The sequence below is a fragment of the Leptospiraceae bacterium genome, assembly GCA_016708435.1.
In the GTDB taxonomy this organism is placed as follows: Bacteria; Spirochaetota; Leptospiria; order Leptospirales; family Leptospiraceae; genus UBA2033.
This window is the reverse complement of record JADJFV010000001.1, coordinates 308,735-332,785: the sequence shown is the minus strand read 5'-3', so window position 1 is coordinate 332,785 and position 24,051 is coordinate 308,735. Positions and strand designations below refer to the sequence as shown.

Below are 24,051 nucleotides of genomic sequence, written 5' to 3'. Positions count from 1 at the left end.
TGCTCTATACGGATTATTCTGTCAATTTGTATTGAGCCGTGACGAATTGAAAGATTGGTTTACTGTTATGACGATGGGCTTTGTTTTTATTCTTCCGATTGCTCTTGGAGTGATTACTCTGTATTTTGCGAATACTGAATCGCAATCTTCTTGGGTTTATCGAATCTTTATGCCTTGGGCAACAGCTTCGCTTTGTTTACTACTTTCTTTTATCACAGGTATGGAAGGCACGATTTGTTTGATTATGGCAGTTCCGATTTATTTACCGTTAGCCTCTTTAGGTGGAGTCATAGGTGGCGCTTTTTTTACTGTCTACAACTCGAATAGGATGAATTCGTTTGCTCTCGGTGCTTTGCTTATTATGCCGTTTATTGTAAGTGGGGTAGAAGAGCGTTATCCTCTGGATGATAAAATTTTACAGGTCAATACATCTATTTTGATAAATGCACCTTCAGAAATAGTTTGGAGTCAAATTACTCGTATCCCCAAGATTACTGAACCACAGGAAAGTTTTTTTTATGCGATGGGTTTTCCGAGACCTGTTGAGGCTACGCTTTCTTATGAAGGAATTGGAGGTATTCGGGAGGCGAAGTTTGAAAAGGGACTTATGTTTTTAGAAACAATTACTGACTGGGAAAAAGAAAAGAAGTTGACCTTTAAAATTAGATCTGAACCAGCCAATACACCTCTAACTACTCTCGACAGCCATGTTGTTGTTGGTGGAAGATATTTTGATACGCTTATAGGACAGTATGAAATTGAAAAAATCAGTGCTAACCAAATAAGGCTACACTTGTTTAGCCGCTACAGACTTTCTACAAGATTTAATTTCTATGCAGAAGTCTGGAGCGATTTTTTAATGCGAGATATTCAGCAGAATATACTTAGGGTTATCCGCTCTAGATCAGAGGGATTATCCAGCAATAGATCCAAATGAATCGAGTGCATCTCCGCCAATACTATCAATGGTCGCAGAGCCTGGCTTGATTGGAATATTGGAAATCGAATCGAAGTCAATATTAGTGCTGAAAGAAAGGCTTTCAATGATTACTTTTTGATTCATAATAATTACCCAGGCAAATCCAATTCCACAGGTAATCGCCATTAACCCTACCGATTTTAAAAAAGTAATGAATAGAGTATCTCCTTTTAAATCAGAGATAGTTTTTCCATTTTGAAAGTAATAATTATTCCAAAAGAAATTATGAAGATCAGCCCGAAACCAAAAACTATAAATTCCGCAAGTGACCAATGATAAAAGAAAACCTTTTATAAAAGTAAAGAAAAGTTCTTCTGCTTTAACTCTTAGATCAAATGCGTGATTGCCATAAAGACAATTCCTTGCGATGTAGGTAGATATGGCGACTATCGCCCAAGGATAATAGAATCCGAAGGTAACAATCGTTAGCCCGACTGACTTTAAGAATAAGATAGTGAATTCTTTTGGCTCTCCTAGAAATTGAAAACGAATTCCATGAAAGGAGGTTCGACTCAATCGAAATCGTAGCGCCCCAATAATGATAATTGGTAATACTGAAAAAATAATTAGATAAGAAAGAAGAGTTACTATCGTTGTCGCCGTTGATTCTCCGACAGCCTTTGTTAGTATCCAAGTGACGATTCCAATAAAAATACCATAAACTAGCAATATGCCGATTCCTTTTAGAAATCCAATGAATTTTTCTAAGCCTGTGGCATGATAGTCAAAAGAAGATTCTTGGAATTTTGTATTATTGTAGAGGAATTTTGTTATCTCAACTTTTGCCCAGAACCAATAAACTCCGAGTGTGATGATCGTAAGAAAAAAATTTTTGATTGCTATACCAAAAAAATCTCCTCCGTTTGCTGTGAATAAGAATCTCTGTGGCGCCGGACTCCCTATATTTTCTAGACTCGTATCAGTCATATAAACTCCTCTTGGAAATCAATTTAAATGACTATATTTTTAAAAAACTAATAAGCAAGAAACAATTTTCTTTATTTCATTGTAATTTTTTTACAATCATAAATTATGATGGAAGGAGTTTTAAATGAAGAAATTTTTATTATCCATTTTTCTACAGGTGTTAGTTGTCTTATTTGTTTTTCCATTTATCGATTCAGGCTTTCGTGTATCGGGAGATTGGAAGGATGCTTTCATTATCGTGATAGTTTTTCTTGCACTGAATTTTGCTGCTCGCAAATTAATCGTCATATTCACACTTGGAATCGGTGCGGTAATATATTACCTAACGTTAGGCATCGCAGGTCTTCTGCTGAATGCAGTAATCATCCTACTAATTAAAGGTTTGTTCCCGCAAATGCTAAGTGTCCCAAGTTTCACTGCTGCTTTCTTAGGTGGTCTTTTTCTCGCTATTGCAAATTATTTTGGCGAGAGATAAGCGAAGTCATTCTATTTCACTTCATAGGTAAAAGTCAAAGGCTCAGCAATATTATTTGCTCGGTCTTTGGCTGTAGCGGTAATTGTATGTTTGCCTACATCGCGCATTGAATCTGGATAAAATATTTCTCTAAGTCCCGTCTCTGGATCTAAGTCTAAATAGGCTTCTTTCTCATCCACTTTTACGATAAGTGAGGAATCTGGAATTCCTGTTCCATGATCGGATGCAATTAGATAGATTTTAAATTCATTTCCTTTAAATACCTGATTGTTTTTATGTCGATAGATTCTTAGTGTCGGCTTTGCATAATCAGATACTATCGCAAAATTACCAGTAGCCTTAATTCTAGCGCGAAAGAATTTTTCAGTTGTATTGAAGTATACGCCGGGGAAACTCTTGATTACCTTTCCGTTATTTGCGAGTTGATAGAGTCCAAATTTTTCTGCGTTGATTTCTTTGTCGAGTTTTATATACAAATCATAGCCAAGGTTAAATTCTTTGTAATCGGGCTCCACTGTATAGATTTCTGACTCAAGACTCATATCTTTATCTAAGACTTTTTGGTTTTTGCTTTTTTCGATGGATACATTTGCTTGTGTAAATATGGAATAGGCAGGGAAAAATGCTTCTCCTTTTTTGTCGGGCGTTGATACTGTAATGTAGCTATCATGGGAGAGATTGAATTTTTTAATTTCTCCGTCTGGATACTCTTTGTTATCCTTTTCTACTTTGATCTTAGCAAGGGCGGGAAGTTTTGAGATTCCAAAGAGGGCAAGTGAAATTTCATTTTCCCCTTCTTTAAAACTTTCAGAACGAACTATCCCTGCACCAACTTGCTGATTTTTAAATCCGAGTAGAGTATTTCCATCTTTGGTATGCGTGAAATACTTAAAGGGTCTGCCATTCATTCTACTTTTGTAATTATCCAATACAAAGCAGGAACGAAATGTATGGAAGCTTGAAATTTTATTAAAATTAACTTCTTGCAATTCCGCACCATTGAGACCAACCGTGATTTTCTGAAATCCTATCTTATTGCTTCGACCGGAAGATTCACTCCCATAGACACTGAGACTAACGTCTCCTTTTATTTTTAGAACCTCCCCATGAAGAGGAACAAGATTTTTATCCTTATCCAATTTGAATCGCATGGAATAAGTTGCATTCTTTCCATTGATAAAACTTTTATTGTTTTCTGGAACTATATCGACTGCGTAAATATTGATTCCGCCGAAAGCAAAATAGTTCAATCCAAAGTCCGCAGGGTTATAATAGATATTATCCTTAAAAATTTCTAAATGTAAATGAGAAGGTCCAATTCCAGTATCGCCGGAATAACCAATCACATCTCCTTTCTTTACACGAACTTGTTCTGCTGTTGCAAGTGTGTATTCGAAGTCTTGTCTTCGCTTTCTTTTTTCTAAAACATCTTTGTCCTGGATAGATGCCCATACGTTATCCGCAAAGCCGCTCATATGACCGTAACGGCTCATAAATCCATCATCATGCAATAGTATAATCGCATTTCCAATGGAATAACGATAACTTTGAAGCTTGATTACTTTTCCGTCTGTCATCGCAAGTAGCGGTAGACCGTTCTTTGCCTCTGTAGCAAAGTCTTGTCCCATATGAAAATGATAGTATCTAAATTCTCCAAAGCTACCTGTGACAAGTTTATCACCGAAGATAGGCCAGCCGTATTCAGGATACTTTGTTCCTGCTTCGATAGGTTTGGCTGATTCGGGTGAATTGCTTGCAGGCGAGTTTGTATCGGATAATAAGTTGTAAGCGCAAATAGAAAATAGTAGGGAAAGTAGTATATATAAAAAATTTTTGAATGTCATAGTTGCTAACATCCAAGAATTTAGATTAATTGAAATTTACAACTGAATATTCGCCTGTTGTTGCTCGGTAGATAATTGTTTTTCGTGAGCTAGCGAATATAATTTTATCTGCGAGCACTGTATAATTATTCACCGGAGTAAAAATATCTATATTAAAGAAATGAAATTCTTTTGTAAATTCAGAATACGAAATAATTCGCTTGTTTGTAATCAGAGTTCCAGTCTTGTCAAATGCTGCATGAGATCTAACATACTCTCCTGTTAAATCAATCGATCTCCATTCAGACGAGGATACAGTATACGAATAAATTTTCCTATTTGTAATTACAAATATTAGAGAATTCGAAACTGTATAAGTAATATTCATATCGCTAAAAAGAGGTTGCCTTGCGAATTCGGTTGCGTTATTTGAAATAGCAAGTAAATTTTTATTTGTAATGACGAGTGCCATATTTCCAAATTCTTTGAAATTGGAAACAGTCTCTCCTGTGAGTTTATATTCGACTTGCACTCCCGCATTAACCGAAGCGATAATTTGCTTTTCATTGTGAATGAGATCGACAACATTGCTTACGAATTGTTCTTCCGTAAGGTTTTTTATTGCACCTTTCTCATTGACTATTTTTGTTATGGTAGCTTGAGAAAAAATTTCTAATGACAGAAAGGAGAAAAGAATAAATATTCGAATCATAAAGTAATAATCTAACTATAATATAAGAATGGGAAGCAAAAAAAATCAAGATTGATAAAAAGAAAATGAATTTTAATAAAATACTCTTACAATCAATGATTACTTGTCCCAAATGCGGGTTTAAAAAGGAAGAAGTGATGCCAACGAATGCCTGTATGCGTTTTTATACATGCACAAATTGTAATGAATGGCTTAAACCAAAAGAAGGGGATTGCTGTGTGTTCTGCTCGTATGGAAGTGTGGTATGCCCTCCGAAGCAAGAAGAGGTTAATTGTTGTTAGATGCTATGGGTTGTGTAAAAAACTGTTGCCATGAGTGCCGTAGTTCGACAGACTCACCATGACAGCATTTTCATGTTTTTACACAGCCCTTAGCGATTACTCCTTATTTACCACAACCAAGGGTTTGCGTAAATACCGTCCGTATAAAGAGTCGCTGTTTTATTGTGTCTGTCAGGATGCCCTGGACTAAATGGAATGTCTTTCCCATCTACGTCTTTCTTTAAGCGAGTTCTTATAAAATTGGCAACACCGGAATCATTCTTTGCGTTAATCAATTGGAAAAATTCTAAGACCATTTTTCCATTTGTTGTTGTGTCGTTTGCATAAGAGCCTCTCCAGAAGAGGTAAATCACAATTGCATCTATCTTGTTCTGAGACAAAGGAACGGTGATAAATTTTTTCATGTTCCCAATAATGATACCAAGATCTTTACGAAGATACATGTCCACTGCTTCGTTTTTCTCTTGTTGTGTTGCAGTTCCATCCCCTGCACCTGTTCCAAATTTAGTTTTGAATTTTTGAATTTCATCCTTTATTTCTTGTGGATGCTCAAATCCTTCTCTAATTAGTTGTGGGTTTGGAGCGACTAAATGACCGTATCCAAAAATGAAATTCTTATTGCCATCTAAGTAAAGATGGTCACGGAAAGATTCCAATTCTTTGATAGCTTCTACTGCTTTATCTGAAAAATTAAAACTTGCAGGAAGAATTTCTCCTGTCTGTGCACTAATTGTTTGTACTGGAGTTTTTGAAATTCGTTTCAGATATACAAAAAATCCACTGGATAACGATGTATTTGCCGCACCAGGCGCAGGAGAATAGAGTGCAATTGATTCTTGCTTAGGCAAGTAAAGGAATTCTGCAAATGGAGTTGTTTTACAAATGTAAAAATCTCCAAGAGCCAATTTCTCATCTGCTTTAATAACCAGAGAATCTTTGTTAGTTGCATCATACTTAGAATATTTTTGAAAAGTAATCGGTCTAACGTTTCCACCTTTTGTATCGCATTCCTTTCCGGTAAATCCTAATTTGCCGTAAAGTTCAAATTCATCCAAGAGTGTGATTTTGCTTTGAGAAACGGATACCTTTTTTCCAAGCCATTGCTGAACGGAACTTGTGTCGGTCGAACCATAGGGCTGTTCGATCTTCGTTACTTCCCAAAGACCTTCTAAGTCAGCTAAGCTAGCAGGAAGAGGAATTTTTTTATCTTGTGCAAGAAGACTTGCGCCTAATGAAAAAAAAATGAATAAAGTAAATATTTTAAAGTTCATATTTAACTGAAATATGTTGTTTCCTGAATTTGACAATCCATAAACGATTTCGTGAAACTCTATTTTTGAAAATTTAGAATGAAATATATGAAATCACTGCTTTATGTCGTATATGTTTGATTTTATAGCCATGAAGACAAGGAGATAGTCATTTTGTTTTGGTCTATCAGGTATAATCTGCACAATTTAGAAAGAATCCGGCGCATATTGTATAAAAAAACGAGCGGATAATAGTATTTAATCACCTTTTGTAAGGTGCGTTAGTTTTCCATTTAAATGGCTTTGGCAAATATTCTAATTTCAAGATTGACAAATTGGAAAGACCGAATAGCCTACGGACAAAAGTTTTAGAGGGTATATGGAAACATTTAATCTGAGTTCATTTTTATTATTTGGAATCGTGTTTGGAGTTGGAATTTATTCTTTAATTACATTGATTTTAAAAAGTAAAAATACAAAGCCAAAGTCTACACTAATCGCAGGCAATCAAGCACAGGACTTTTCTGCTTTCGATAGCTCTGATAGATTTGCAACTAGCCTAAGTAGTAAAAAAATAAAAGAGAAAGAAGACTCAAATCAAACTGATTTTACAATTAAAGGTGATCTAAATCGGCTCGAAGAATTTTTAGAAAAACTGAGCGCTTTGCCAAATGATTCTCTAGATGATATTCAAATTAGTTTAAGCGAAAATGATGATTTATTTATTTCTATCGAGAAGGATGAAGAAAAAGGAATCACCGCTGATGTTTTCTTTGCAGAGGATTTGAAAATTTCTTATGAAGCTTGGGCTCTTAGAATAAAAGATTTAATTTGGGAATATCAATTAGAATCAGAGGAAGCAAAAGAAGACAAGGACAGATATTTTAGCGTTTTATTAGGCGGCAAATCCCTATCATCCTTTGCTGACTTTATTAAGAAAACCATACACACAGGCTACTCAGAATATGCCGGTAAAAGCCTACTCATAGAGTTTAATCATTATTAACCCACACTCGTCCAAAATTTCTCATTACCAATTCCGAATTCCTAATTAATACCGAGTGCTGCCTGAAACATAGGCAGTGCTCTCTCTATAAATAGAAGTAGATGGCAATTGGTTTCTGTCTATAGTGCCAAGACCTTTGCCATTTTGAATCATCAGTGTAAGACTAAAAGAGTTTCTAGCATTTTCAATACCAATTCCTATCGAGTATCCCGTTAGGTTGATGTATTGCTCTCTTTTTTCAGGGATAGTATAAGTAAGATTATCCCGAAGTGTTATATCTGCACTACCCCTGTTAATCTGACGGTAGGCGGCAAACCAGGCTGCTTCTCCCCAATGAGTTTGCTCGTTATTGGATCTATTTGTAAAATGCCCGAGTCTTAAGACAAGACTATCCATTATAAAGTATTCAAAGCCTACACTGTAATTGAGTGTTTGATTTCTTCTTAGGTCATTTGCATAGGGATCGGTTAATCCGATTACACCACTCTTTGCATTATAGGTATTACCCGCTAATTTTATCATATACCCGGAAGTGTAGATTGCATCGGCAGAAACTGTAAATTTGCGGTTAATAAAGAAAGCCGTTCCAAATCGAATCTCAGTTGTTTGTGGAATTTGATAGGTTGAGGGGCTAAGGATTGTTAGGTTGAAAGTATCTACCTTACCTCCTCCTTCTTCTGTGGATTGAATTGCGACAGAGGAAGGACCTCCCGTTCTTCCGGCAGTAGTTACATTGGTTCGATAGGAAACATTTCCGCCGGTAACGTAAATTCTTCGCATAGATAGTCCGAAGGAAATTTTTTCTGTGAGCATATACTGAATACCCAGAACAGGAATAATTCCGCTTGTTCTTCTTCTATTTTGCTCGCCTACAGTAGTGACATTATCATTGAATTGGTTTTCATTAGCATTTATAATGACTCGATTGCTATCATACATATAATAGGTCGTTAGTCCAATTCCAAGTTTATCAGTGAGCAAATACGAGACACTAGGTCCTGCCAGCAAACGAAAGTTTTCCTCCGTATAGCTAATATCCAATTGAGATAGGTTTCGGCGGTAGATAGGAAGTATGATACGATCCGATTGATCGAAAGATTGATTGATAGGGTTTAATACCGAGAAGCCGTAAGTCCATTTTCCATCCTTCTTTATGAAACCAATAAAATTAGGAAGATAGTTTCTTGAATTTCGTCTATAATTTTGACCCGGTCCGAATAGATTTTTGTGGTTTACTTTGATTTGATTATAGCTACTTGCGTTGATCGAATAATACGAATTTTGCGCAAATGCAACTCCACCGGGATTATAATAAGTTCCTGAGACATCATCTGATATAGCTGAATAGGCTCCGCCCATACCGGCAGCTCTTTCACCGAAGAATCCGTTTATATTTTGAAAGGTGTCCGCTGAAATGGAAATGCTGACTAAGAAGAATAACGATCTAACTAAATATTTCATAGAAGTATTTCTATTAAATGAATGCCAATACCGTAAAGTAGAAAAATTCATAGTTTTATTCCTTTGTGTAATCTGAGTTATTCAGGAACTAATCCTTTACTTTATGAACGATGGAAAAATTCTAGTCTTGTAAATTTAATTGCCTGTGAAAAGGAGAACGCAATATGGGTGAGTTAATTGATTTCAATGAAATTTTAGCACAAAAACAAGGTGCAAGTAAAAAGAAATTGGTCCCAAAAAAGAAATCCAACTCCAACTCCCTTTTTATTTTTAAAGTAACTCTTTCGGAAGGACTCATGGCAATTTATGAAGAAGAGACTTACCGAATTCTTTCTATTCCCAATTCTTACACATTGAGCAAATTTGCGGAAGCGATTTTAGATAGCTTTGATTTTGAACTAGATCATATGTATGGATTCTATGATAACCTAAAAAATTGGGCGCGTTCAAATGAATCGTATACAATGGAAGAGGATGAAGACTCTATGAATTCCACTGGCTTCGTTACGCAAGTTTCTGTAGAAGAAGCCTTTGATGTTTTAAAAAAGAAGTTACTGTTTGTATTTGATTTTGGTGACGAATGGAAATTTATCGTTGAGTTGATAAAACAGGAAACTCCAAGTGGCAAATTAAAATTATCCGCTACTGTTATAGAAACTGTAGGTGAAGCCCCACCGCAATATCCCGATTTTGAGGCTTAGATAGAATTAAACAATTTCAGCCTTACCCATGAATACAGCTTGACACAATAGTTCGATGTCGAACTATTGTGCATAAAGGAGTATTACAATGAAAAAAACAATCCACAAAGCAAACACTAGAGGAATCGCAGATTTTGGTTGGTTGCACAGTCATCATACATTTAGCTTCTCGTCGTATTATAATCCGAATCGAATGCAATTTGGCGCATTACGCGTATTAAACGATGACATTGTTCAACCGGCAATGGGATTTGGCGCGCATGGACATGAGAATATGGAAATTGTTTCCATTCCGATCATTGGTGAACTCGCTCATAAAGACAGCATGGGAACGGCTAAAGTCATTTATCCGGGAGAAGTGCAAATCATGTCAGCAGGAACTGGACTACGTCATTCCGAGTATAACAATTCTGAAACCAATATCGTAAATTTTTTACAAATCTGGATTCTTCCGAAAGAAAGAGGAATTAAACCTCGCTACGATCAAAGAGAATTTTTAGTAAGCGATAGAAATAATAATTTTCAAACTGTTGTATCTCCTGAAAAAGATTCTAATGCTCTTTGGATTAATCAAGATTCTTACTTTTCACTCGCAAATTTAGAAAAAGGGAAATCCATTGACTATAAAATTAAATTAGCGGGTAATGGTGCTTATCTCTTCTTGATTGATGGCTCTGTTTCTGTCGATGGAGAAACGTTTGAAAAACGCGATGGAGTTGGCATTGCAGAAACAGACTCTTTTTCGATTACTGCCAATGAGAATGCAGAAATTTTACTCATTGAAGTGCCGATGATTTAGTCAAAGGATATTTATAACTCATATGTCTGAAGAAATAAAGCATGAATGTGGAATTGCACTTATTAAGTTAAAGAAGCCAAAGGAATACTATAAAAATACTTTTGGCACCGAATTTTATGGACTTCAAAAGATGAAGGTTCTTTTGGAGAAACAAAGAAACCGAGGACAAGATGGGGCAGGGATTGCGATTATTGATTCTAAAATAAAACCATGCTATCAATATTTGGATATAACGAAGAGCATTGCCGCGGATCCGATTTCTGATTTGTTTAGGCAGCTAGATGAAAAGGTCGCAAATTCCGAAAAACTAAACTTAGAGCAAATCAGTGGAGATTTACTATTAGGGCATTTGCGTTATGGGACATACGCTTCCTATGGAATCGAAAATGTTCATCCATTTGTAAGGCTTGATAGTTGGCGCAGTAGAAGTTTAATTCTAGCAGGAAATTTTAATTTAACAAATATTGATGAGTTACTTCTGCGGCTAATGAATCTTGGTCAACATCCAAGAGAAAGCGCTGATACTGTGATTGTCTTAGAAAAAATAAGCCATTTTCTAAATGCAGAAGTGCAAAGAGTGTTCGAAGAAAATAAAAACCATTTCTCAGGACTTGACTTATCCAACTTTATTGAATCCAATTTAGATATTCTACAAGTGATTAAAAAAAGCTGTAAGCATTTTGATGGAGGGTTTGCCTTAGCAGGATTAACGGGATTTGGCTCCGCCTTTGTAGTGCGTGATCAAAATAGCATTCGACCTGCGTATTTTTTCGAAAATGACGATTTAGTTGCTGTGGCTTCTGAGCGCTCGCCTCTAGTTCTTGCGTTTAATACAAGTTATTCGTCCATAAAAGAAATTCCAGGTGGTCATACGCTCCTGATTAAACCGTCAGGTGATGCGGCTATTCATTCTTATTCGGAACCCAAACCAAAGAAGAGTTGTTCTTTCGAGAGAATTTATTTTTCCAGAAGTAGCGATCCCGAAATATACAAAGATAGAAAAAGATTAGGCGCGGCTCTAGCTCGTCCCATTTTAGAAAAGATAGAATATAAAGTTTCGGAGACAGTGTTTTCTTACGTTCCAAATACTTCGGAAGTGGCATTCTATGGTCTGCTCGAAGAAATTTTAAAACAAACAGGGCAAATTCCTAGAATGGAGAAGATAATCTGGAAGGATACAAAGGCTCGCACGTTTATTACGCAAAAAAGCAATCGCAATGAACTGGTTGGTCTTGTATACGAGCCAACTCTAGATATTATTTCGAACAATGATTTATTGGTTATTATTGATGATAGTATTGTGCGGGGAACTACACTGCGAGAGAGCTTGCTTTATATTTTAAATCTAGTCAATCCGAAAGAAGTGATTTTTACTTCGACAGCGCCTATTATTAAATATCCAGATTGTTATGGAATCAATATGTCCAGTTTCGAAGAATTTCTTTCCTTCCAAGCGGCTATTCAATATTATTCTAAAAAAGGAAATGAGGATTTACTTAGAAGTATCACTGATACATTAAAAGAGAATTTAAGTAAAATAGAAAAGCAAGAGATCTTGATTAAATTCTATTCCCAAATTCCAGAAAACAATTTTATTCAAGAAATGGCTAATATCATTATGCCAGAAGTATTTAGACCTAAGTTGAGTTTAATATTCCAATCTCTTTTAGATTTAAAGGAATGTATTCCCGATCACTCAGGGACTTGGTATTTTGATGGAATGTATCCGACCGATGGTGGACTACACCTTGCTTACAAAGGGTTGAGAGATTATTTGCTAAAAAAGAAATAATGCATCCAGATTTTCGATTATTTAACTTCTTTGTGGCGAAAGCAAGTCGTTAAATGATCGTTTACCATACCGGCTGCTTGCATATACGCATAACAGATAGTTGACCCTACGAAGGTGAAACCTCGTTTCTTCATGTCTTTACTCATTGCGTCACTTTCTTTTGAAGTGGCTGGCATTTCTTTCATGGTTTTAAATTTATTCTGAATTGTTTTGTTATTGGTGAATTGCCAGATGTATTTATCAAAAGAGCCAAATTCTTTTTGGATTTGGATAAATGATTTTGCATTCTGAACACTTCCCCATATTTTAAGACGATTGCGGATAATACCTGTATCCTGCATTAGTTTTTCCAGTTTCTTTTCGGTGAATCGTGCAACCTTTTCGACATCAAAATCAGCAAATGCTTTTCTGAATCCTTCTCGTCGATAAAGAATTGTTTTCCAGGTTAATCCAGCCTGAAATGTATCGAGGATCAAAAATTCGAAATGATTTTTATCATCATGAACAGGCACACCCCATTCTTTATCATGATATTCATTCATTAAATCATCATTTCCAGTCCAGTCACATCGGTTCTTATTCTGTCGCATAGCCATCCCTTTTCCATTTTTTTGGTATCAATTTTTTTTTCTGCAAGAAAACGGTTGCTTTTTTTTATTTAGTCATTATTCTTTTGTCCGCTTCGTATAAAATACAAGGAGACGAAAAAATGATACGAAAAATATTTATACCTACCTTGGTTCTAGTTAGTCTATTTATGATTCAATGCGACAATAAGAAGAAAAACTATATACCAATACAAACTATAGCAAATCAATCTGCCCCGACTACCACATCGAGCACCAGTGTGACTCAGCCAACGACCGCGACTTCTACAGGGACTGGCACTGGCTCGACAACGAGCACAACGACCACATCTGTAAGTAGCACTCAGGCTGTAATCGGTGCTGACTATGGAACGGAAAATTTCAGTTACCAAACAACTCGACCTATTTCTATTGATGCTACTGTAGTAGATGGAGAAGATAAACCCATTACAGGTGCGTTAGTTGAAATTCGAGACAGTGGAGATAAAAATTCAGTTTATCAACAGCTTTCCAATACTCTCGGAAAAGTCGTTGGTTCCATTACTCTAAATACCACTGAGACAAAAATTTATGTATATGTGACATACAACGGAGTAACCACCGCGGCTACAATCGTTGCTATTAAGCAAGACAATAAAGTTCTAATCAAAATCACTACGATAAAGATTCCAATTAAAACAGCTGATCTTCAAGTAGCAACATCTACTTCTACATCAGGGACAAACTCTGTTAGCCTCATAGATACTGACGGGGATGGAGTATTGGATCAATATGATGATTATCCAAATGATGCAACCAAAGCTACAAAGCTAAGATTTCCATCAAGCGGGGTTAATACAATTGGTTTTGAAGGAACCTTCCCTAGTGCGGGTGATGCTGACTTAAACGATTTAGTCACTATTTATTACATTGAGGAAGATCAAAACGCAGCAGGACAGATTGTAGAAATTAGAGGATCTTTTCAGAACATGGCACACGGTGCGGGTAATCAGTATTCTCTGAATTTGAGATTGCCTTCTACTGTAAATGTTACTTATGAAAGTGAAGTTAGAGATGGAAACAGTATATTGCAAGCTACAGCAGTTGCAACAAAGAGCACTTCAGAGGCAACTGGTATTAGCCAGTATACTCCAAGCGCAACTGATTTACAAGATGGTCTTAGAATTTTAGGAAATACATTAACGACCGTTGGTTCCACTTGGTATACAAAGAGCACAGATACAACCTATGCAGCTGGATATATGGCAAAGATCAAAGTTAAATTCAATACGCCAGTTGATAGATCAGTCATTGGAACTGCTCCATATGATACTTTCGTTCGAGTGGAAACCAAACCGATTGCGACTACTCCCGGTTATCCAACTGAAGGTCCGAGATCAGTCACTCCAACAAGTAGCTTTCAAGTCTATGAAATCCATCTTCCTGGCAAATACAAATATACCACAACAGCAACAGTGGATAGTGTAGTAAGAAATGCCGGCGAGGATATTTACATTGACAAGAATGGATTCCCATTTGCTGTCTTAGTTCCCGGGTTATGGAAATGGCCTGCTGAGTCAAAAGATTTACGTGTAGCGGCTAGTTCTGGTTATCCTAGGTTTGCAACATGGGTAAGCAGTGCGGGACAAACAGACATGGATTGGTATAATGACGCATCGGCTGCAACAAGTGCGAATGTGTATTATTCTTTTGTAATTACCAATCGGGGAGCACTTGATACTCCTAGTAGTCAACTCTTAGCATTTATCGGAGGAGTTTCACTTGCGCAGTATCAGGGATTATTAGTATTGATTTTAGTTCTAATTTCCATGATTCTATTCTACAGGAGGAGTCATTCTCCGAAACAAATTTAGTTTCAGGTTTCTAATGATTTTGTAAAAAATATGACCTAGAAGGCGCAAAGTTCGCAGAGAAATGTTAAATCTTTTCTTTGCGCGCTTTTGCGCTTTCTGCGGTTACTAGCTCTTTTGCTTCTTTATATTCCCATTTCTTTTCCAGTTCAAGTTACTTAAATTTCAGTTGCATCTCTTATTCCCATTTTTTAGGCTAGTTGAAATGGAGTAATCAATGAAAAAAATATTTATAGTTATGGTCTGTCTCTTTTGTGTTTCTTGTTTTGATATTTTTCATTATATCGAATTGACTGCTGATAAAAAATTCAAATCCGAATATAGAATTTCCTTTTCAAAAGCGTTATTCGCAATGGGTGGAGTCAATTCACCAGTAGCAAATCTAGATATTGATGACGTGATCAATAAGCCTGAATTAAAAAAACTAGATGGAGTTTTTTCAGGAATTAAGAAAGAAACAGATGCCTCGATCGTCTTACATTTTAAATACGCTGGCTCGGAAGGTTCTCTCAATAAAAGAATAGAAACTGACTCCTTTCCGATGGTTCCTTTTAAGGATGAATACAATCAATATGTATTTGTATTTAGACAAAATAAAACAACAGCACCCTCTGGCACCCAAGAAAATCAAATGGCGGAAGCAATCTTGAGCGGTCCGGTTTACAGGATGTTAGTCGGTGGAGAATTAAAGCCAAAGAAGGCAGTCTTCAAGAAGAAGAATCAAGATGCTGGAATTGATTTAGAAATCATTCCAATGGGCAGTCAATATCTAATCGAATTTCCAATCAGCTATATCCTTAAAGAAACAGGAGCTTTTGTAATTTCTTTTGGGGGCGAAGTAAAATTAGACACTGTGAATAAAATTCTAAACGAAGAACAAAAAGACGGCAGTGAGCCAAAAAGCACGAAAGAGGTAAAACCAAGACCGAAGTCAAAAACAAAGAGTAAGGAAGAGGAAAACTTCTAATGAAATTATTTGAATCGGAGTTTTCTAGAAATAGTTTCCTGAAAATTTCACTCAAGGCATTTGCAATTACTGCACTCTCGATTGAAGGGGTAAATTGCGGTAATTCGCTAACTACTCCAGCCTTAAGAGGAATTTCACCGGAAGAGTATTTTAATATGCGATCTCTTGGAGAAATTTTTTTAGAGGGAAATCCAATTGCGAATTTTGATTTGGGTAAGGCTTTAGATGATTATGTATACGGACATCCTTCTCCGCTCCCGACAAAAGAATTAGTCCACGAATTAGCGGGAGCGCCTTCTTCTATATTAGCCGCTCTGGTTCTAGATTTTTCCCTTACCCCTCTTGTAAAACTAAATCGAGAGGATAGAGAAAAGAGGCTTCTTTCCTGGAAAAACTCTTCTTCTCGAACAAAAAGAGGACTCTTCGCAGTTCTAAGACAATTCAGTATGTATTTGCTATCGAGCAGCAAAGAATATCAAAAATCCATCGGATACGAAGGCTAATTATGGGAATCCCTGAAATAAATAATAAAATCATCACTCCAAAAAAACACAAAGAAATTATGGAGGAAAATAAAATCCGAAACGGCAAGTGGAAATTATCCGCTGACGTTGTAATTATTGGCTCAGGAGCAGGCGGTTCCGTTGCGGCAGCAGAGCTTTCCAAGAATGGCTGGAAAGTTGTATTGATAGAAGAAGGATCTTATTTTACTCCGGCACAATTCAATGGAGATGAGTTTTTATCCAACACTCGGCTTTATAGAGATGCGGGATTCATACTTGCAGAAGAGCAAACGTTGAATATTGTGCAAGGCAGAACGTTAGGCGGCTCTACTACTATTAATTGGCAAACATCGCTTTATCCCCCGATCTATGTAACGGATGAATGGGACAAGCGATTTGGTCTAAAAGATTATTCCAAAGAAAAGATGAATCCTTATATAGAAGAAATTCACGCAAGGCTCGGAGTTCATCAAGTTCCAGAAGCATTAATCAATCGGAATAATAATGTTTTGCGTAAAGGCGGAGAGAAATTGGGTCTTCATCCAGAAGTATTACCAAATAATAATCGAGGTTGTCATGGACTTGGAAGATGTGGTATGGGTTGTCCTATTAATGCAAAGCAGTCTATGTTTCTTACCTTTCTACCCGATGCCCTTGAATACGGGGCGCAGATAATCACGAATATGCGCGCAATCAAAATAGAAGATGGAAAAATAAAAACTGTCCTTGCGGAATTTACACCAGACCCATATGAAAAATATTCAGATGAATTAATAAAAGAAATGGAAATTCAAGCTCCCGTTGTAATTGTAAGTGCCGGTGCCGTTGAAGGTCCTGCACTACTGCAAAGATCAAGTCTCGGAAATAATTGGGTAGGAAGAAATTTTAAAGTGCATCCAACTACTACCATATTTGCGCTCTTTGAGTAAGAAATAAAAATGTTCTCCGGTCCACCCCAATCTATTGTCATCAAAGATGGACACAACCAGGATAATACAGGTTACGGCTTCTGGCTAGAAACCGCTCCTTTCCGTCCGGCGTTGGCTACATCCCTCGTTCCCTTTTACGGCAAACAGCAATTTGACGTAATGAAGGATTATTTACATTTACAAGCCGGGATTGTATTAGTAAGAGACGGAGCAGACGGAGAAACCAATGCTCGTGTAGAATGGAAATCAGGAAAACGAAAAGTCTATTTTGAAATAACGCCTACGGATGGTCGTAATCTACTACGTGGATTAAAAATGCTTGCCGAAGTTCAAGTAGCCGCTGGCGCAAAGCAACTAATATTCCCATTTACTCGTATGAAAAAACCTTATATCGTAGAAAAGAATTCTAATTTTGATTGGATATTAAAAGAGTCCGCCACAGCAGATTCGATTAACATCGGTTCTGCACATCCACATGGGTCTATCCAAGCTGCCGATTCGCCCGAGGGAGGAGCTATTGCGCCTAACTTTGAGTTATATGGTCATAAGAATATCTTTGTCATGGATGCATCCGTATTTCCAACCGGGCTTTCGGTAAATCCACAGATAACAACGATGAGTCTTAGTCTTCGCGCCTCACGTGCATTGGCCGCAGAGAAAGCAGCAAGGGTAAATTGAAAGATTAATCTTTTTGGATTTTCCAGTCCGGTGTATAGATTTCATGAATTTCTTGGATTTTATTTAGTATTTGGATTGTCTCCATTTTCTCTTTTTCGGTAGGAAATATCATAAAGTATTTTTTTCCTGTGCTATAAAAATATTTCTTACCCTTGCTGCTGTCCATACCTTCCCAGTGAGGATAATTGTATTTGTCCACAATTTGTTCGGCAGTTTGGTCTGGAATATTTTTTTTGAAAACGACTACGAAGGAAGAGCTTTCTCTAACCTTAGGAAGCTGATAATTATCTAAAAATACTGAGTTCCTTCTACTCCCGTGCTGTATTCTCCCTTTTCGTTCTTGAGTGGGGTAGAAGATTCTTGTGCAGTTAATATTCCTTTGACTAATACTATTTTGCCTTCATACATTTTTTCCCATTCAGATTTTCCTTTTAGAAAATAAATAACTCCATTCTTTATAACTAAGCCCGCTCCCTGTTTTGATGTTTGAGCTTTTCCTATATATTCAGTCATTTGGGGTAATCCGTTTTCGTTTGTCTGAGAACTAATTGCCGTAGAAATAAGTAGTAGGCATAAAAATAAAAATCGCTTCATATTAATAGAGTGGAAGTTGCATAGTTTGAGATTGTTCTTACATTCTTCTTAAAGAGATCTTTTTTACATCTGCTTTTTTATACTCGGTCGCTTTTCCTTTTGCATTTGTCACTACCACAGAATTACGAGTAACCACTGCTTTTACATTTTCGAGAATATCTCCATTTCGCAAAGTTACGATATCTTTATAAATGCCTTTGGGAGCAGATTGACCGTTGCTGCTTGCTCCTTTGGGGATTTCTTCAAAAATTATCCAGTCATATAAAACTTGCTTGGTTGTTTCATGCATACCCATAACTGCTAAGTCTAATGGTGTTCTTTCGTAGGCTGTGCTAGATGATTTTAATTCTTTATTGGCTCCCTTGGTTAGTAAATAATAAACCATTTCTGAATGACCTTCTCTGGCAGCTAAGTGTAATGGGGTGTATTCGCGAACATCGAGTGCATTTACAAAGGCACCATTTTCAATCAAAAGTTTTGCCATATTCAAATGACCATTCTCAGCAGCATAATGCAGCGGTGAAAAACTCCATCCATCCGAGTCGTTAATGCTGGCTCCTTCTCCGATTAATCTTTTTGCTGTTTCTAAGTCCCCAGTTTTTGAGGCTTTATGAATTCCTGTGGTTATACAATTTAAAGTTAATATCAATGTCGTAACAATAAATAGTTGAAGTGGAGTTTTTTTTATAAGTTCTTTTCTCAATTGTTTTAATTTACCTTAATTTATTCATTCATAGTATTCTTACGAGCGCATAATAATATTATGCCGTAACTCGCTGTGACTTGATGCAATTAAATTAATTCGCATATGTTGCAATCATTCCTGTATAGTTATAGGAAATTTTTCAAGACCGTTATTTCTATAGGAAATAATTATTTTTTACAATTGTAATTGTATCAGTTAGAACAGTCAATTTATATTTCTACTAAGTTTTTGGGAGAGCAAAGTTGTATTCAATATCTTGATAAGCATAGATACACTAATGGTTTACTTTGCCTATCCCCTCGTTGCAGTCCATGTTGCGGTTCATGTTGCAGTTTATCTTTAGTCTTAAAAATTTGAGAGTATAATTGAACTGATAGGAGAACTGCAACATGGACTGCTAGTTGGTATTATCTTAAGTCATACTTAGATCAAAGCGTTATTTCATCCAGACAGGACTGAAGGAAAGCAAGACTAAATACAAAAATTTTTTCATGGCATAATTGATATTTGTTTTCAGTCTTTTAAGACAAAGGAAGAATTATTTATCACCAGGCGCACTTATAATTTTTCCTTGACTTAGTCTATTCACTTATCCAACCTTGGTGTCATGAATGCAACTAACGCAAAAGGTCTTTTTAAAACAAACAATTTTTTTTTGTTCCGCTTCCAAAAGAACTATTAGATGATTGAAAATTACAAAGTAAAAGTTATTTGGTAGACTAATAAAAATTAGCCACTAGTATATGAGTTTGTTAAAAAAAATTGTCCTGTTTTTTTTCGTTTTTGAATTAGGCGGTCAACCTATTGATTTAACCAAATCAGAGTTCTTTATCAGAGAAGGATTTGAGCTAGAATGGATTCATTTAAAACCGGAGAATTGTATGGATTGTAGAATCATCAGTTTTCATGAAGAGGTATTCAAGTCCATTCGCATAAAAAAAATATTTCCGGAAAAATTTGAATTAGCCAATCGAATCATGGATTTGAATGAGAGAAGGGCTGATACATTTACGATAGGCACAACTTTTCATCTAAAAGAATTACCCGGTAAAAATATCGTCTACGGAATTTTGTTAGAAAGAATAGGCATCAACTGGGAAATTTATTTGAATGGTCAGCTTTTGAAATCCGAGATTCATCTAGATGAAGTTGGAAAAGTAAAAATTCACAAAGCCACTCGCTTTCCCTTAATCTCTATTCCTTCTGAACTTTTAAAGCAGGGCGAAAATCATTTATATTTCCGGCTAACAGGTGATATCCGAGATACCTATTTAGCAATTTTTTTAAATTCATCTGAAATTGACACAATTGAAAATCTTGCTTTTAGGCAATGGGATTTATTTAGATTTGTTATCCATACTTCCTACCTTATTCTTGCCATTTTTTACTTGGTTCTATTTTTGATTTATCCGGGACAGAAGTTTAATTTATATTTTTCTTTCAGTTTATTTCTATATGGGATTTTTAGATTCTCTGATAGTTATATCGCATTTAGATTTATCGAAGATTCGAATACTCAACAAAACATATATTCTATATCCTTTATACTTCTATCTGGAACGATGATTTTTTTTGCAAATTACTTAATTGATGATAGGATTCATTGGCTCACTAAATTTAATTTTCTTTTAACATTGCTACTTTCTTTTATAAAGTTATTTTTACCTCACGCACTTACCTTTTTCTTTTTATATAATGTTGTATCAAATTCAGGATTGCTAGTATTTTTCTATTTGATCGTATATAGAATTGGATACATAGGACTTAAAGATTTTTTAGAAACATACAAAAGAGAATTAAGATTAAGAAATAACTTTTCTCTTACTCTTATTCATTCAATCAAACATTCCTGGAATACAAAAATTGAATTTATGCTAACTATATTTATGTTTTTAAGCTACCTTACTGCAATTGTTGATTATGTATTTTTTACAAAATATGATTCCATTTATTTCACTGCTGATTTTGCTTTTTTGTTTTTCTATGGGCTCATGGCTTTTTTCACATATCAAAGAAGACGTCAAACCGAAGAAAAATACGAAAGAGAGTTAGAAAAACTTCAATGGGAAAGAGCGACGGAAAGGATAAAAAAAGAATTAGAGATAGTAGAAGAAAGAGAAAAAATCTTCGCAGACATTCATGATAATCTAGGAGGGAAACTTTTAGATCTATCATTTCAATTGAATCTCATACAGAAGGATATGATCATTCCTTCTTCCGCTAAAGAAAGAATTGAAAACACAATCAACTCGGTTTTAAAAGGACTGAGGAATCGATTATTAATTTTTGAGGATATGAAAAGCATAGAAGAAAATTTTGCAGTAGGATTGCAAATTTTCCTGATCAGAAGATACAATCTAGCAGAAAGAAAAATAGTATTTCAATCAGAAAAATATTCTAATAAAAGTCGAATCCCAAAAGAAAGTTATTCTAATTTATTGAACATCATTTCTGAACTTGTAAACAATGATTTGAAATATGGATACGGAATTTCCCATTGGACTCTAACCTCACAAGATAATAAAATTGTATTTCAAATGCTTTCAAATACAAATTGGAATCAAGAAAAAGTTCAAGTAGGAAATGGTCATATCACAATTCTAAAAAGAGTAGAAGCATTAAGAATAAATTTTTCAGATAAAATTGAAGACGGAAAATACTTCGCAGAATTAAAGATGCCTGAAATTGAGATTGTTTAAATAACTCACCGTATGCAGAATAATCAAATAAGAATTTTGCACTCTGTATTTGGATTGGCAAGTCAGTGAATTTAGAACTTACATATGTAGGCTCATAACTAAAATCAATATGGTTTAGGCATATTGTCAGATTTTCAAGGAAATTACTGTGTTGGAAGATTAAATTAAAACCGTTCTATACAAAAATAAAATGTTGATAAAATCCTATAACATGTAAATATAATTTCACTTGCTTACAAAAAAGGTGATTTCGTTTAGATTGATTCTTTTTATAAAAAGGCAAAAAATAACTTTGGAGTAATTCATGTTACGAATCTTATTTATCTTAACTATTTCTTTTTTCTTTTTGCAGAATTGTGCATCCGGTGGGCAAAGACTGGATGAAACGGAAGACCGTGTTAGTGATAGCGGTGGACTGACTCGCCAAGAATTGGAAATTGCTGCCGTCAAAATCGGCAAAGATGTCATTGTTCATTTTAAGAAGAACCCAAGCCCTAAAGGCGTTGCCCTTGCAATTCTTCAGACTAAGAATGATACGTCTGAACAAATTCCAACAGAGGTATTTGAAAATACGTTAGTCGCTACTATGCTTTCTGGAAAGATTTTAACGATCCGCACAGACAAAAGAGCAGAGCAGCTAAAAGAGATTAAACTCAGCCAGCAATTAGGAACTGATCTTTCTGCGGCTAATCTCAAATCGCCTAATTACTTTATAAGAACATCTATAGATGAAAATATGTTTCGAAGTGGTGGTGATAAAATTGTAGAGCAAGTCTTGAATGTAGAACTTTTGAGTATTGAGACAGGGAAGTCGCTTTCAGTAATAAAAAGACTTACCGTAAACAAGCTGTGAGTAACAGAGGGGTTGGTTGGTAAAATGAAATACATCAAGTATTCTAGTTTTATTCTTTTATTCGCGCTTTTTTCTTACTGCGCAACAAATTATATTGAAAAGATCGCTAAGACGGAAAATGCATTTTATGCGGAAGATTATGAAACAGCAATTCCATCTGTTCGTGAATTAGCAAAAGACGCTAGCGCAAAAGATGAATTACTCTACTTGATGGAAGCTGGAACGATTTTTCACACTAAAGGGGATTACGCAACTAGTAATAAAGTATTCAAAGATGCAGAAGTGATAGCTGATCAAATTCAAACCAGCATTACAAAAGAAGGTCTTGCTTTTATGCTTTCTGATAATGAAAGTAATTTCAAAGGAGAAAGTTTCGAGCGTGTTTTAATCAAGCTTTACATGGCTATAAATTATCTTATGCTCGGAGATGTAGAATCATCTAAGCGTTATTTTAAAAAAGTAGACTTTGAACTCAGAGATATGAAAACGACTGATTCAAAATACAAACAGAATCTTTTTGCTCGTTATATTGATGCGGTCGTTTCCGAACAATTAAATTCATTTAACGATGCGAGAGTTAGTTATAAAAATATCATGGACATCGCTCCAGACAATAAAGATATTTTGGCAGACAGATACGTGTTAGCCGTCAAAGAAAAAGATACAAGAGATCAATCAAAGTATGCAGAAGGACAAAATTATATTAAGGCATACAATAAAAACTTACAACCAATAGCGTATAATAGTAATTTGGCGGAAGTTCTTATTATTAACCAATCTGGTAAAACTGCAACGAAAGAGTCAAAAGGCAAATTGATCAATGAGCCAGTAATTCAGCAAGCACTTTACAAAGCGGTTGACCTTGCCATGAGAAATATGGATACCAAAGGTGCTTCCGTTACAACTGTAATGGCAATGATTTCTAGTGCTGAAAATCCTATTCCCGAATACAAAAAAAGAGAAGAGCAACGTTCAAATCCAATTGATATCTATGTAAATGGAGTCATGCTAACCAACACAAAGGTTTACAACGATTATTCGGAAACTGCTATTGCTAACTTCAATGAAAATTACACAAGCCTTGTTACAAGGAACGTTGCGTCTATTGCAACTAAAGTCGTTGCAGCGGGTATTGCTGCGTATGCCGCTTCGAAGGCTGCAGAGAAACAAGCAAAGGATAGAGGGGGAGACGGTGCCGGTATTGTAGGCTTGATTGTTGGTGTTGCTGCCGGAGCCATTGCCGGAGCCGGAGTGTCTGCTACTATTAAACCTGACCTTCGTTGTTGGAGAACTTTACCTTCTAATTTTCAAATTCGAAGAATTTTTATTGAACCAGGAACATATGACTTTGAGTTTAAATCAAATACCAGTCGTGCTATGGGAGGGAAAAACTTCAGTAAAATATCTGTTGATACAGGAAAGTTAGTTGTCATTAACTTTCGCTCTCTCTAATTTTTACTATGCATGGTATAAACTAAG

Annotated in this window: 22 protein-coding genes and 1 pseudogene; 14 read left to right on the top strand and 9 right to left on the bottom strand. The window is 35.7% G+C overall.

Annotated elements, in window-relative coordinates:
- Positions 1 to 67 precede the first annotated feature (67 nt).
- Positions 68 to 937: a hypothetical protein gene (locus tag IPH52_01625; GenBank protein MBK7053741.1), complete on the top strand. Its 870-nt coding sequence runs from the start codon at positions 68 to 70 to the stop codon at positions 935 to 937.
- On the opposite strand, the gene IPH52_01620 is transcribed toward IPH52_01625, so the two are convergent.
- Positions 914 to 1,906 carry a DUF898 family protein gene (locus tag IPH52_01620; GenBank protein MBK7053740.1) on the bottom strand — a complete coding sequence of 331 codons (993 nt, stop codon included), beginning with the start codon at positions 1,904 to 1,906 and terminating at the stop codon, positions 914 to 916. The genes IPH52_01625 and IPH52_01620 overlap by 24 nt on opposite strands.
- Positions 1,907 to 2,030: 124 nt before the next feature.
- Between IPH52_01620 and IPH52_01615 the strand changes: the two genes are divergently transcribed.
- Positions 2,031 to 2,381, top strand: coding sequence for a phage holin family protein (locus IPH52_01615; protein MBK7053739.1), 351 nt, complete (start codon positions 2,031 to 2,033; stop codon positions 2,379 to 2,381).
- Between the two features lie 11 nt (positions 2,382 to 2,392).
- Here IPH52_01615 and IPH52_01610 read toward each other — a convergent pair whose 3' ends face one another.
- Positions 2,393 to 4,225: a M23 family metallopeptidase gene (locus tag IPH52_01610; protein MBK7053738.1), complete on the bottom strand. Its 1,833-nt coding sequence runs from the start codon at positions 4,223 to 4,225 to the stop codon at positions 2,393 to 2,395.
- A 25-nt stretch (positions 4,226 to 4,250) separates the two neighbouring features.
- Positions 4,251 to 4,916: a hypothetical protein gene (locus IPH52_01605; protein ID MBK7053737.1), complete on the bottom strand. Its 666-nt coding sequence runs from the start codon at positions 4,914 to 4,916 to the stop codon at positions 4,251 to 4,253.
- A 65-nt stretch (positions 4,917 to 4,981) separates the two neighbouring features.
- Here IPH52_01605 and IPH52_01600 point away from each other — a divergent pair, with 65 nt between their 5' ends.
- Positions 4,982 to 5,197, top strand: a complete 216-nt coding sequence (locus IPH52_01600) for a hypothetical protein (protein MBK7053736.1) — start codon at positions 4,982 to 4,984, stop codon at positions 5,195 to 5,197.
- Between the two features lie 107 nt (positions 5,198 to 5,304).
- Here IPH52_01600 and IPH52_01595 read toward each other — a convergent pair whose 3' ends face one another.
- Positions 5,305 to 6,468 (bottom strand): hypothetical protein, encoded by a 1,164-nt coding sequence (locus tag IPH52_01595; protein ID MBK7053735.1) that lies wholly within the window; start codon positions 6,466 to 6,468, stop codon positions 5,305 to 5,307.
- 358 nt (positions 6,469 to 6,826) lie between these two features.
- Here IPH52_01595 and IPH52_01590 point away from each other — a divergent pair, with 358 nt between their 5' ends.
- Positions 6,827 to 7,453 (top strand): hypothetical protein, encoded by a 627-nt coding sequence (locus IPH52_01590; GenBank protein MBK7053734.1) that lies wholly within the window; start codon positions 6,827 to 6,829, stop codon positions 7,451 to 7,453.
- Positions 7,454 to 7,498: 45 nt separating this feature from the next.
- Here IPH52_01590 and IPH52_01585 read toward each other — a convergent pair whose 3' ends face one another.
- Positions 7,499 to 8,965, bottom strand: coding sequence for a hypothetical protein (locus IPH52_01585; protein MBK7053733.1), 1,467 nt, complete (start codon positions 8,963 to 8,965; stop codon positions 7,499 to 7,501).
- Positions 8,966 to 9,078: 113 nt separating this feature from the next.
- Between IPH52_01585 and IPH52_01580 the strand changes: the two genes are divergently transcribed.
- The 3 genes from IPH52_01580 to IPH52_01570 all read left to right on the top strand — a co-directional run bounded on the left by IPH52_01580 (position 9,079) and on the right by IPH52_01570 (position 12,206).
- Positions 9,079 to 9,615 carry a hypothetical protein gene (locus tag IPH52_01580; protein MBK7053732.1) on the top strand — a complete coding sequence of 179 codons (537 nt, stop codon included), beginning with the start codon at positions 9,079 to 9,081 and terminating at the stop codon, positions 9,613 to 9,615.
- An 88-nt stretch (positions 9,616 to 9,703) separates the two neighbouring features.
- Positions 9,704 to 10,414, top strand: coding sequence for a pirin family protein (locus tag IPH52_01575; GenBank protein MBK7053731.1), 711 nt, complete (start codon positions 9,704 to 9,706; stop codon positions 10,412 to 10,414).
- Positions 10,415 to 10,436: 22 nt separating this feature from the next.
- Positions 10,437 to 12,206, top strand: coding sequence for an amidophosphoribosyltransferase (locus tag IPH52_01570; GenBank protein MBK7053730.1), 1,770 nt, complete (start codon positions 10,437 to 10,439; stop codon positions 12,204 to 12,206).
- 17 nt (positions 12,207 to 12,223) lie between these two features.
- Here IPH52_01570 and IPH52_01565 read toward each other — a convergent pair whose 3' ends face one another.
- Positions 12,224 to 12,802: a DNA-3-methyladenine glycosylase I gene (locus IPH52_01565; protein ID MBK7053729.1), complete on the bottom strand. Its 579-nt coding sequence runs from the start codon at positions 12,800 to 12,802 to the stop codon at positions 12,224 to 12,226.
- A 113-nt stretch (positions 12,803 to 12,915) separates the two neighbouring features.
- On the opposite strand from IPH52_01565, the gene IPH52_01560 reads away from it, so the two are divergent.
- The 4 genes and pseudogenes from IPH52_01560 (at position 12,916) to IPH52_01545 (ending at position 17,720) form a co-directional block, all read left to right on the top strand.
- Positions 12,916 to 14,646, top strand: a complete 1,731-nt coding sequence (locus IPH52_01560; GenBank protein MBK7053728.1) for an LruC domain-containing protein — start codon at positions 12,916 to 12,918, stop codon at positions 14,644 to 14,646.
- 214 nt (positions 14,647 to 14,860) lie between these two features.
- Positions 14,861 to 15,610, top strand: coding sequence for a hypothetical protein (locus IPH52_01555; protein ID MBK7053727.1), 750 nt, complete (start codon positions 14,861 to 14,863; stop codon positions 15,608 to 15,610).
- The gene (locus tag IPH52_01550) at positions 15,610 to 16,113 is read left to right on the top strand and encodes a hypothetical protein (protein MBK7053726.1); all 504 of its coding nucleotides are present in this window, start codon (positions 15,610 to 15,612) and stop codon (positions 16,111 to 16,113) included. The genes IPH52_01555 and IPH52_01550 overlap by 1 nt, the downstream gene beginning before the upstream one ends.
- A pseudogene (locus tag IPH52_01545) lies at positions 16,113 to 17,720 on the top strand (GMC family oxidoreductase). The gene IPH52_01550 and the pseudogene IPH52_01545 overlap by 1 nt, the downstream one beginning before the upstream one ends.
- 4 nt (positions 17,721 to 17,724) lie before the next feature.
- Here the strand turns inward: IPH52_01545 and IPH52_01540 are convergent.
- The 3 genes from IPH52_01540 to IPH52_01530 form a co-directional block, all read right to left on the bottom strand.
- Positions 17,725 to 17,886: a hypothetical protein gene (locus IPH52_01540; GenBank protein ID MBK7053725.1), complete on the bottom strand. Its 162-nt coding sequence runs from the start codon at positions 17,884 to 17,886 to the stop codon at positions 17,725 to 17,727.
- A 122-nt stretch (positions 17,887 to 18,008) separates the two neighbouring features.
- Positions 18,009 to 18,233: a hypothetical protein gene (locus tag IPH52_01535; GenBank protein ID MBK7053724.1), complete on the bottom strand. Its 225-nt coding sequence runs from the start codon at positions 18,231 to 18,233 to the stop codon at positions 18,009 to 18,011.
- A 118-nt stretch (positions 18,234 to 18,351) separates the two neighbouring features.
- A complete protein-coding gene (locus IPH52_01530) occupies positions 18,352 to 19,017 on the bottom strand; it encodes an ankyrin repeat domain-containing protein (GenBank protein MBK7053723.1) in 666 nt (221 codons plus the stop codon).
- A 752-nt stretch (positions 19,018 to 19,769) separates the two neighbouring features.
- On the opposite strand from IPH52_01530, the gene IPH52_01525 reads away from it, so the two are divergent.
- The 3 genes from IPH52_01525 to IPH52_01515 all read left to right on the top strand — a co-directional run bounded on the left by IPH52_01525 (position 19,770) and on the right by IPH52_01515 (position 24,024).
- On the top strand, positions 19,770 to 21,719 hold the full coding sequence (locus IPH52_01525; GenBank protein MBK7053722.1) for a hypothetical protein: 1,950 nt from the start codon (positions 19,770 to 19,772) through the stop codon (positions 21,717 to 21,719).
- A 304-nt stretch (positions 21,720 to 22,023) separates the two neighbouring features.
- Positions 22,024 to 22,572 carry a penicillin-binding protein activator LpoB gene (locus IPH52_01520; GenBank protein MBK7053721.1) on the top strand — a complete coding sequence of 183 codons (549 nt, stop codon included), beginning with the start codon at positions 22,024 to 22,026 and terminating at the stop codon, positions 22,570 to 22,572.
- Positions 22,573 to 22,596: 24 nt separating this feature from the next.
- Positions 22,597 to 24,024, top strand: a complete 1,428-nt coding sequence (locus IPH52_01515; GenBank protein MBK7053720.1) for a hypothetical protein — start codon at positions 22,597 to 22,599, stop codon at positions 24,022 to 24,024.
- The last annotated feature ends 27 nt before the right edge of the window (positions 24,025 to 24,051 follow it).

Coding starts and splice junctions, on each gene's coding strand:
- IPH52_01625 (MBK7053741.1), top strand. CDS start 68: ATGACGATGGGCTTTGTTTTTATTCTTCCGATTGCTCTTGGAGTGATT.
- IPH52_01620 (MBK7053740.1), bottom strand. CDS start 1,906: ATGACTGATACGAGTCTAGAAAATATAGGGAGTCCGGCGCCACAGAGA.
- IPH52_01615 (MBK7053739.1), top strand. CDS start 2,031: ATGAAGAAATTTTTATTATCCATTTTTCTACAGGTGTTAGTTGTCTTA.
- IPH52_01610 (MBK7053738.1), bottom strand. CDS start 4,225: ATGACATTCAAAAATTTTTTATATATACTACTTTCCCTACTATTTTCT.
- IPH52_01605 (MBK7053737.1), bottom strand. CDS start 4,916: ATGATTCGAATATTTATTCTTTTCTCCTTTCTGTCATTAGAAATTTTT.
- IPH52_01600 (MBK7053736.1), top strand. CDS start 4,982: ATGAATTTTAATAAAATACTCTTACAATCAATGATTACTTGTCCCAAA.
- IPH52_01595 (MBK7053735.1), bottom strand. CDS start 6,468: ATGAACTTTAAAATATTTACTTTATTCATTTTTTTTTCATTAGGCGCA.
- IPH52_01590 (MBK7053734.1), top strand. CDS start 6,827: ATGGAAACATTTAATCTGAGTTCATTTTTATTATTTGGAATCGTGTTT.
- IPH52_01585 (MBK7053733.1), bottom strand. CDS start 8,965: ATGAATTTTTCTACTTTACGGTATTGGCATTCATTTAATAGAAATACT.
- IPH52_01580 (MBK7053732.1), top strand. CDS start 9,079: ATGGGTGAGTTAATTGATTTCAATGAAATTTTAGCACAAAAACAAGGT.
- IPH52_01575 (MBK7053731.1), top strand. CDS start 9,704: ATGAAAAAAACAATCCACAAAGCAAACACTAGAGGAATCGCAGATTTT.
- IPH52_01570 (MBK7053730.1), top strand. CDS start 10,437: ATGTCTGAAGAAATAAAGCATGAATGTGGAATTGCACTTATTAAGTTA.
- IPH52_01565 (MBK7053729.1), bottom strand. CDS start 12,802: ATGGCTATGCGACAGAATAAGAACCGATGTGACTGGACTGGAAATGAT.
- IPH52_01560 (MBK7053728.1), top strand. CDS start 12,916: ATGATACGAAAAATATTTATACCTACCTTGGTTCTAGTTAGTCTATTT.
- IPH52_01555 (MBK7053727.1), top strand. CDS start 14,861: ATGAAAAAAATATTTATAGTTATGGTCTGTCTCTTTTGTGTTTCTTGT.
- IPH52_01550 (MBK7053726.1), top strand. CDS start 15,610: ATGAAATTATTTGAATCGGAGTTTTCTAGAAATAGTTTCCTGAAAATT.
- IPH52_01540 (MBK7053725.1), bottom strand. CDS start 17,886: ATGGACAGCAGCAAGGGTAAGAAATATTTTTATAGCACAGGAAAAAAA.
- IPH52_01535 (MBK7053724.1), bottom strand. CDS start 18,233: ATGACTGAATATATAGGAAAAGCTCAAACATCAAAACAGGGAGCGGGC.
- IPH52_01520 (MBK7053721.1), top strand. CDS start 22,024: ATGTTACGAATCTTATTTATCTTAACTATTTCTTTTTTCTTTTTGCAG.
- IPH52_01515 (MBK7053720.1), top strand. CDS start 22,597: ATGAAATACATCAAGTATTCTAGTTTTATTCTTTTATTCGCGCTTTTT.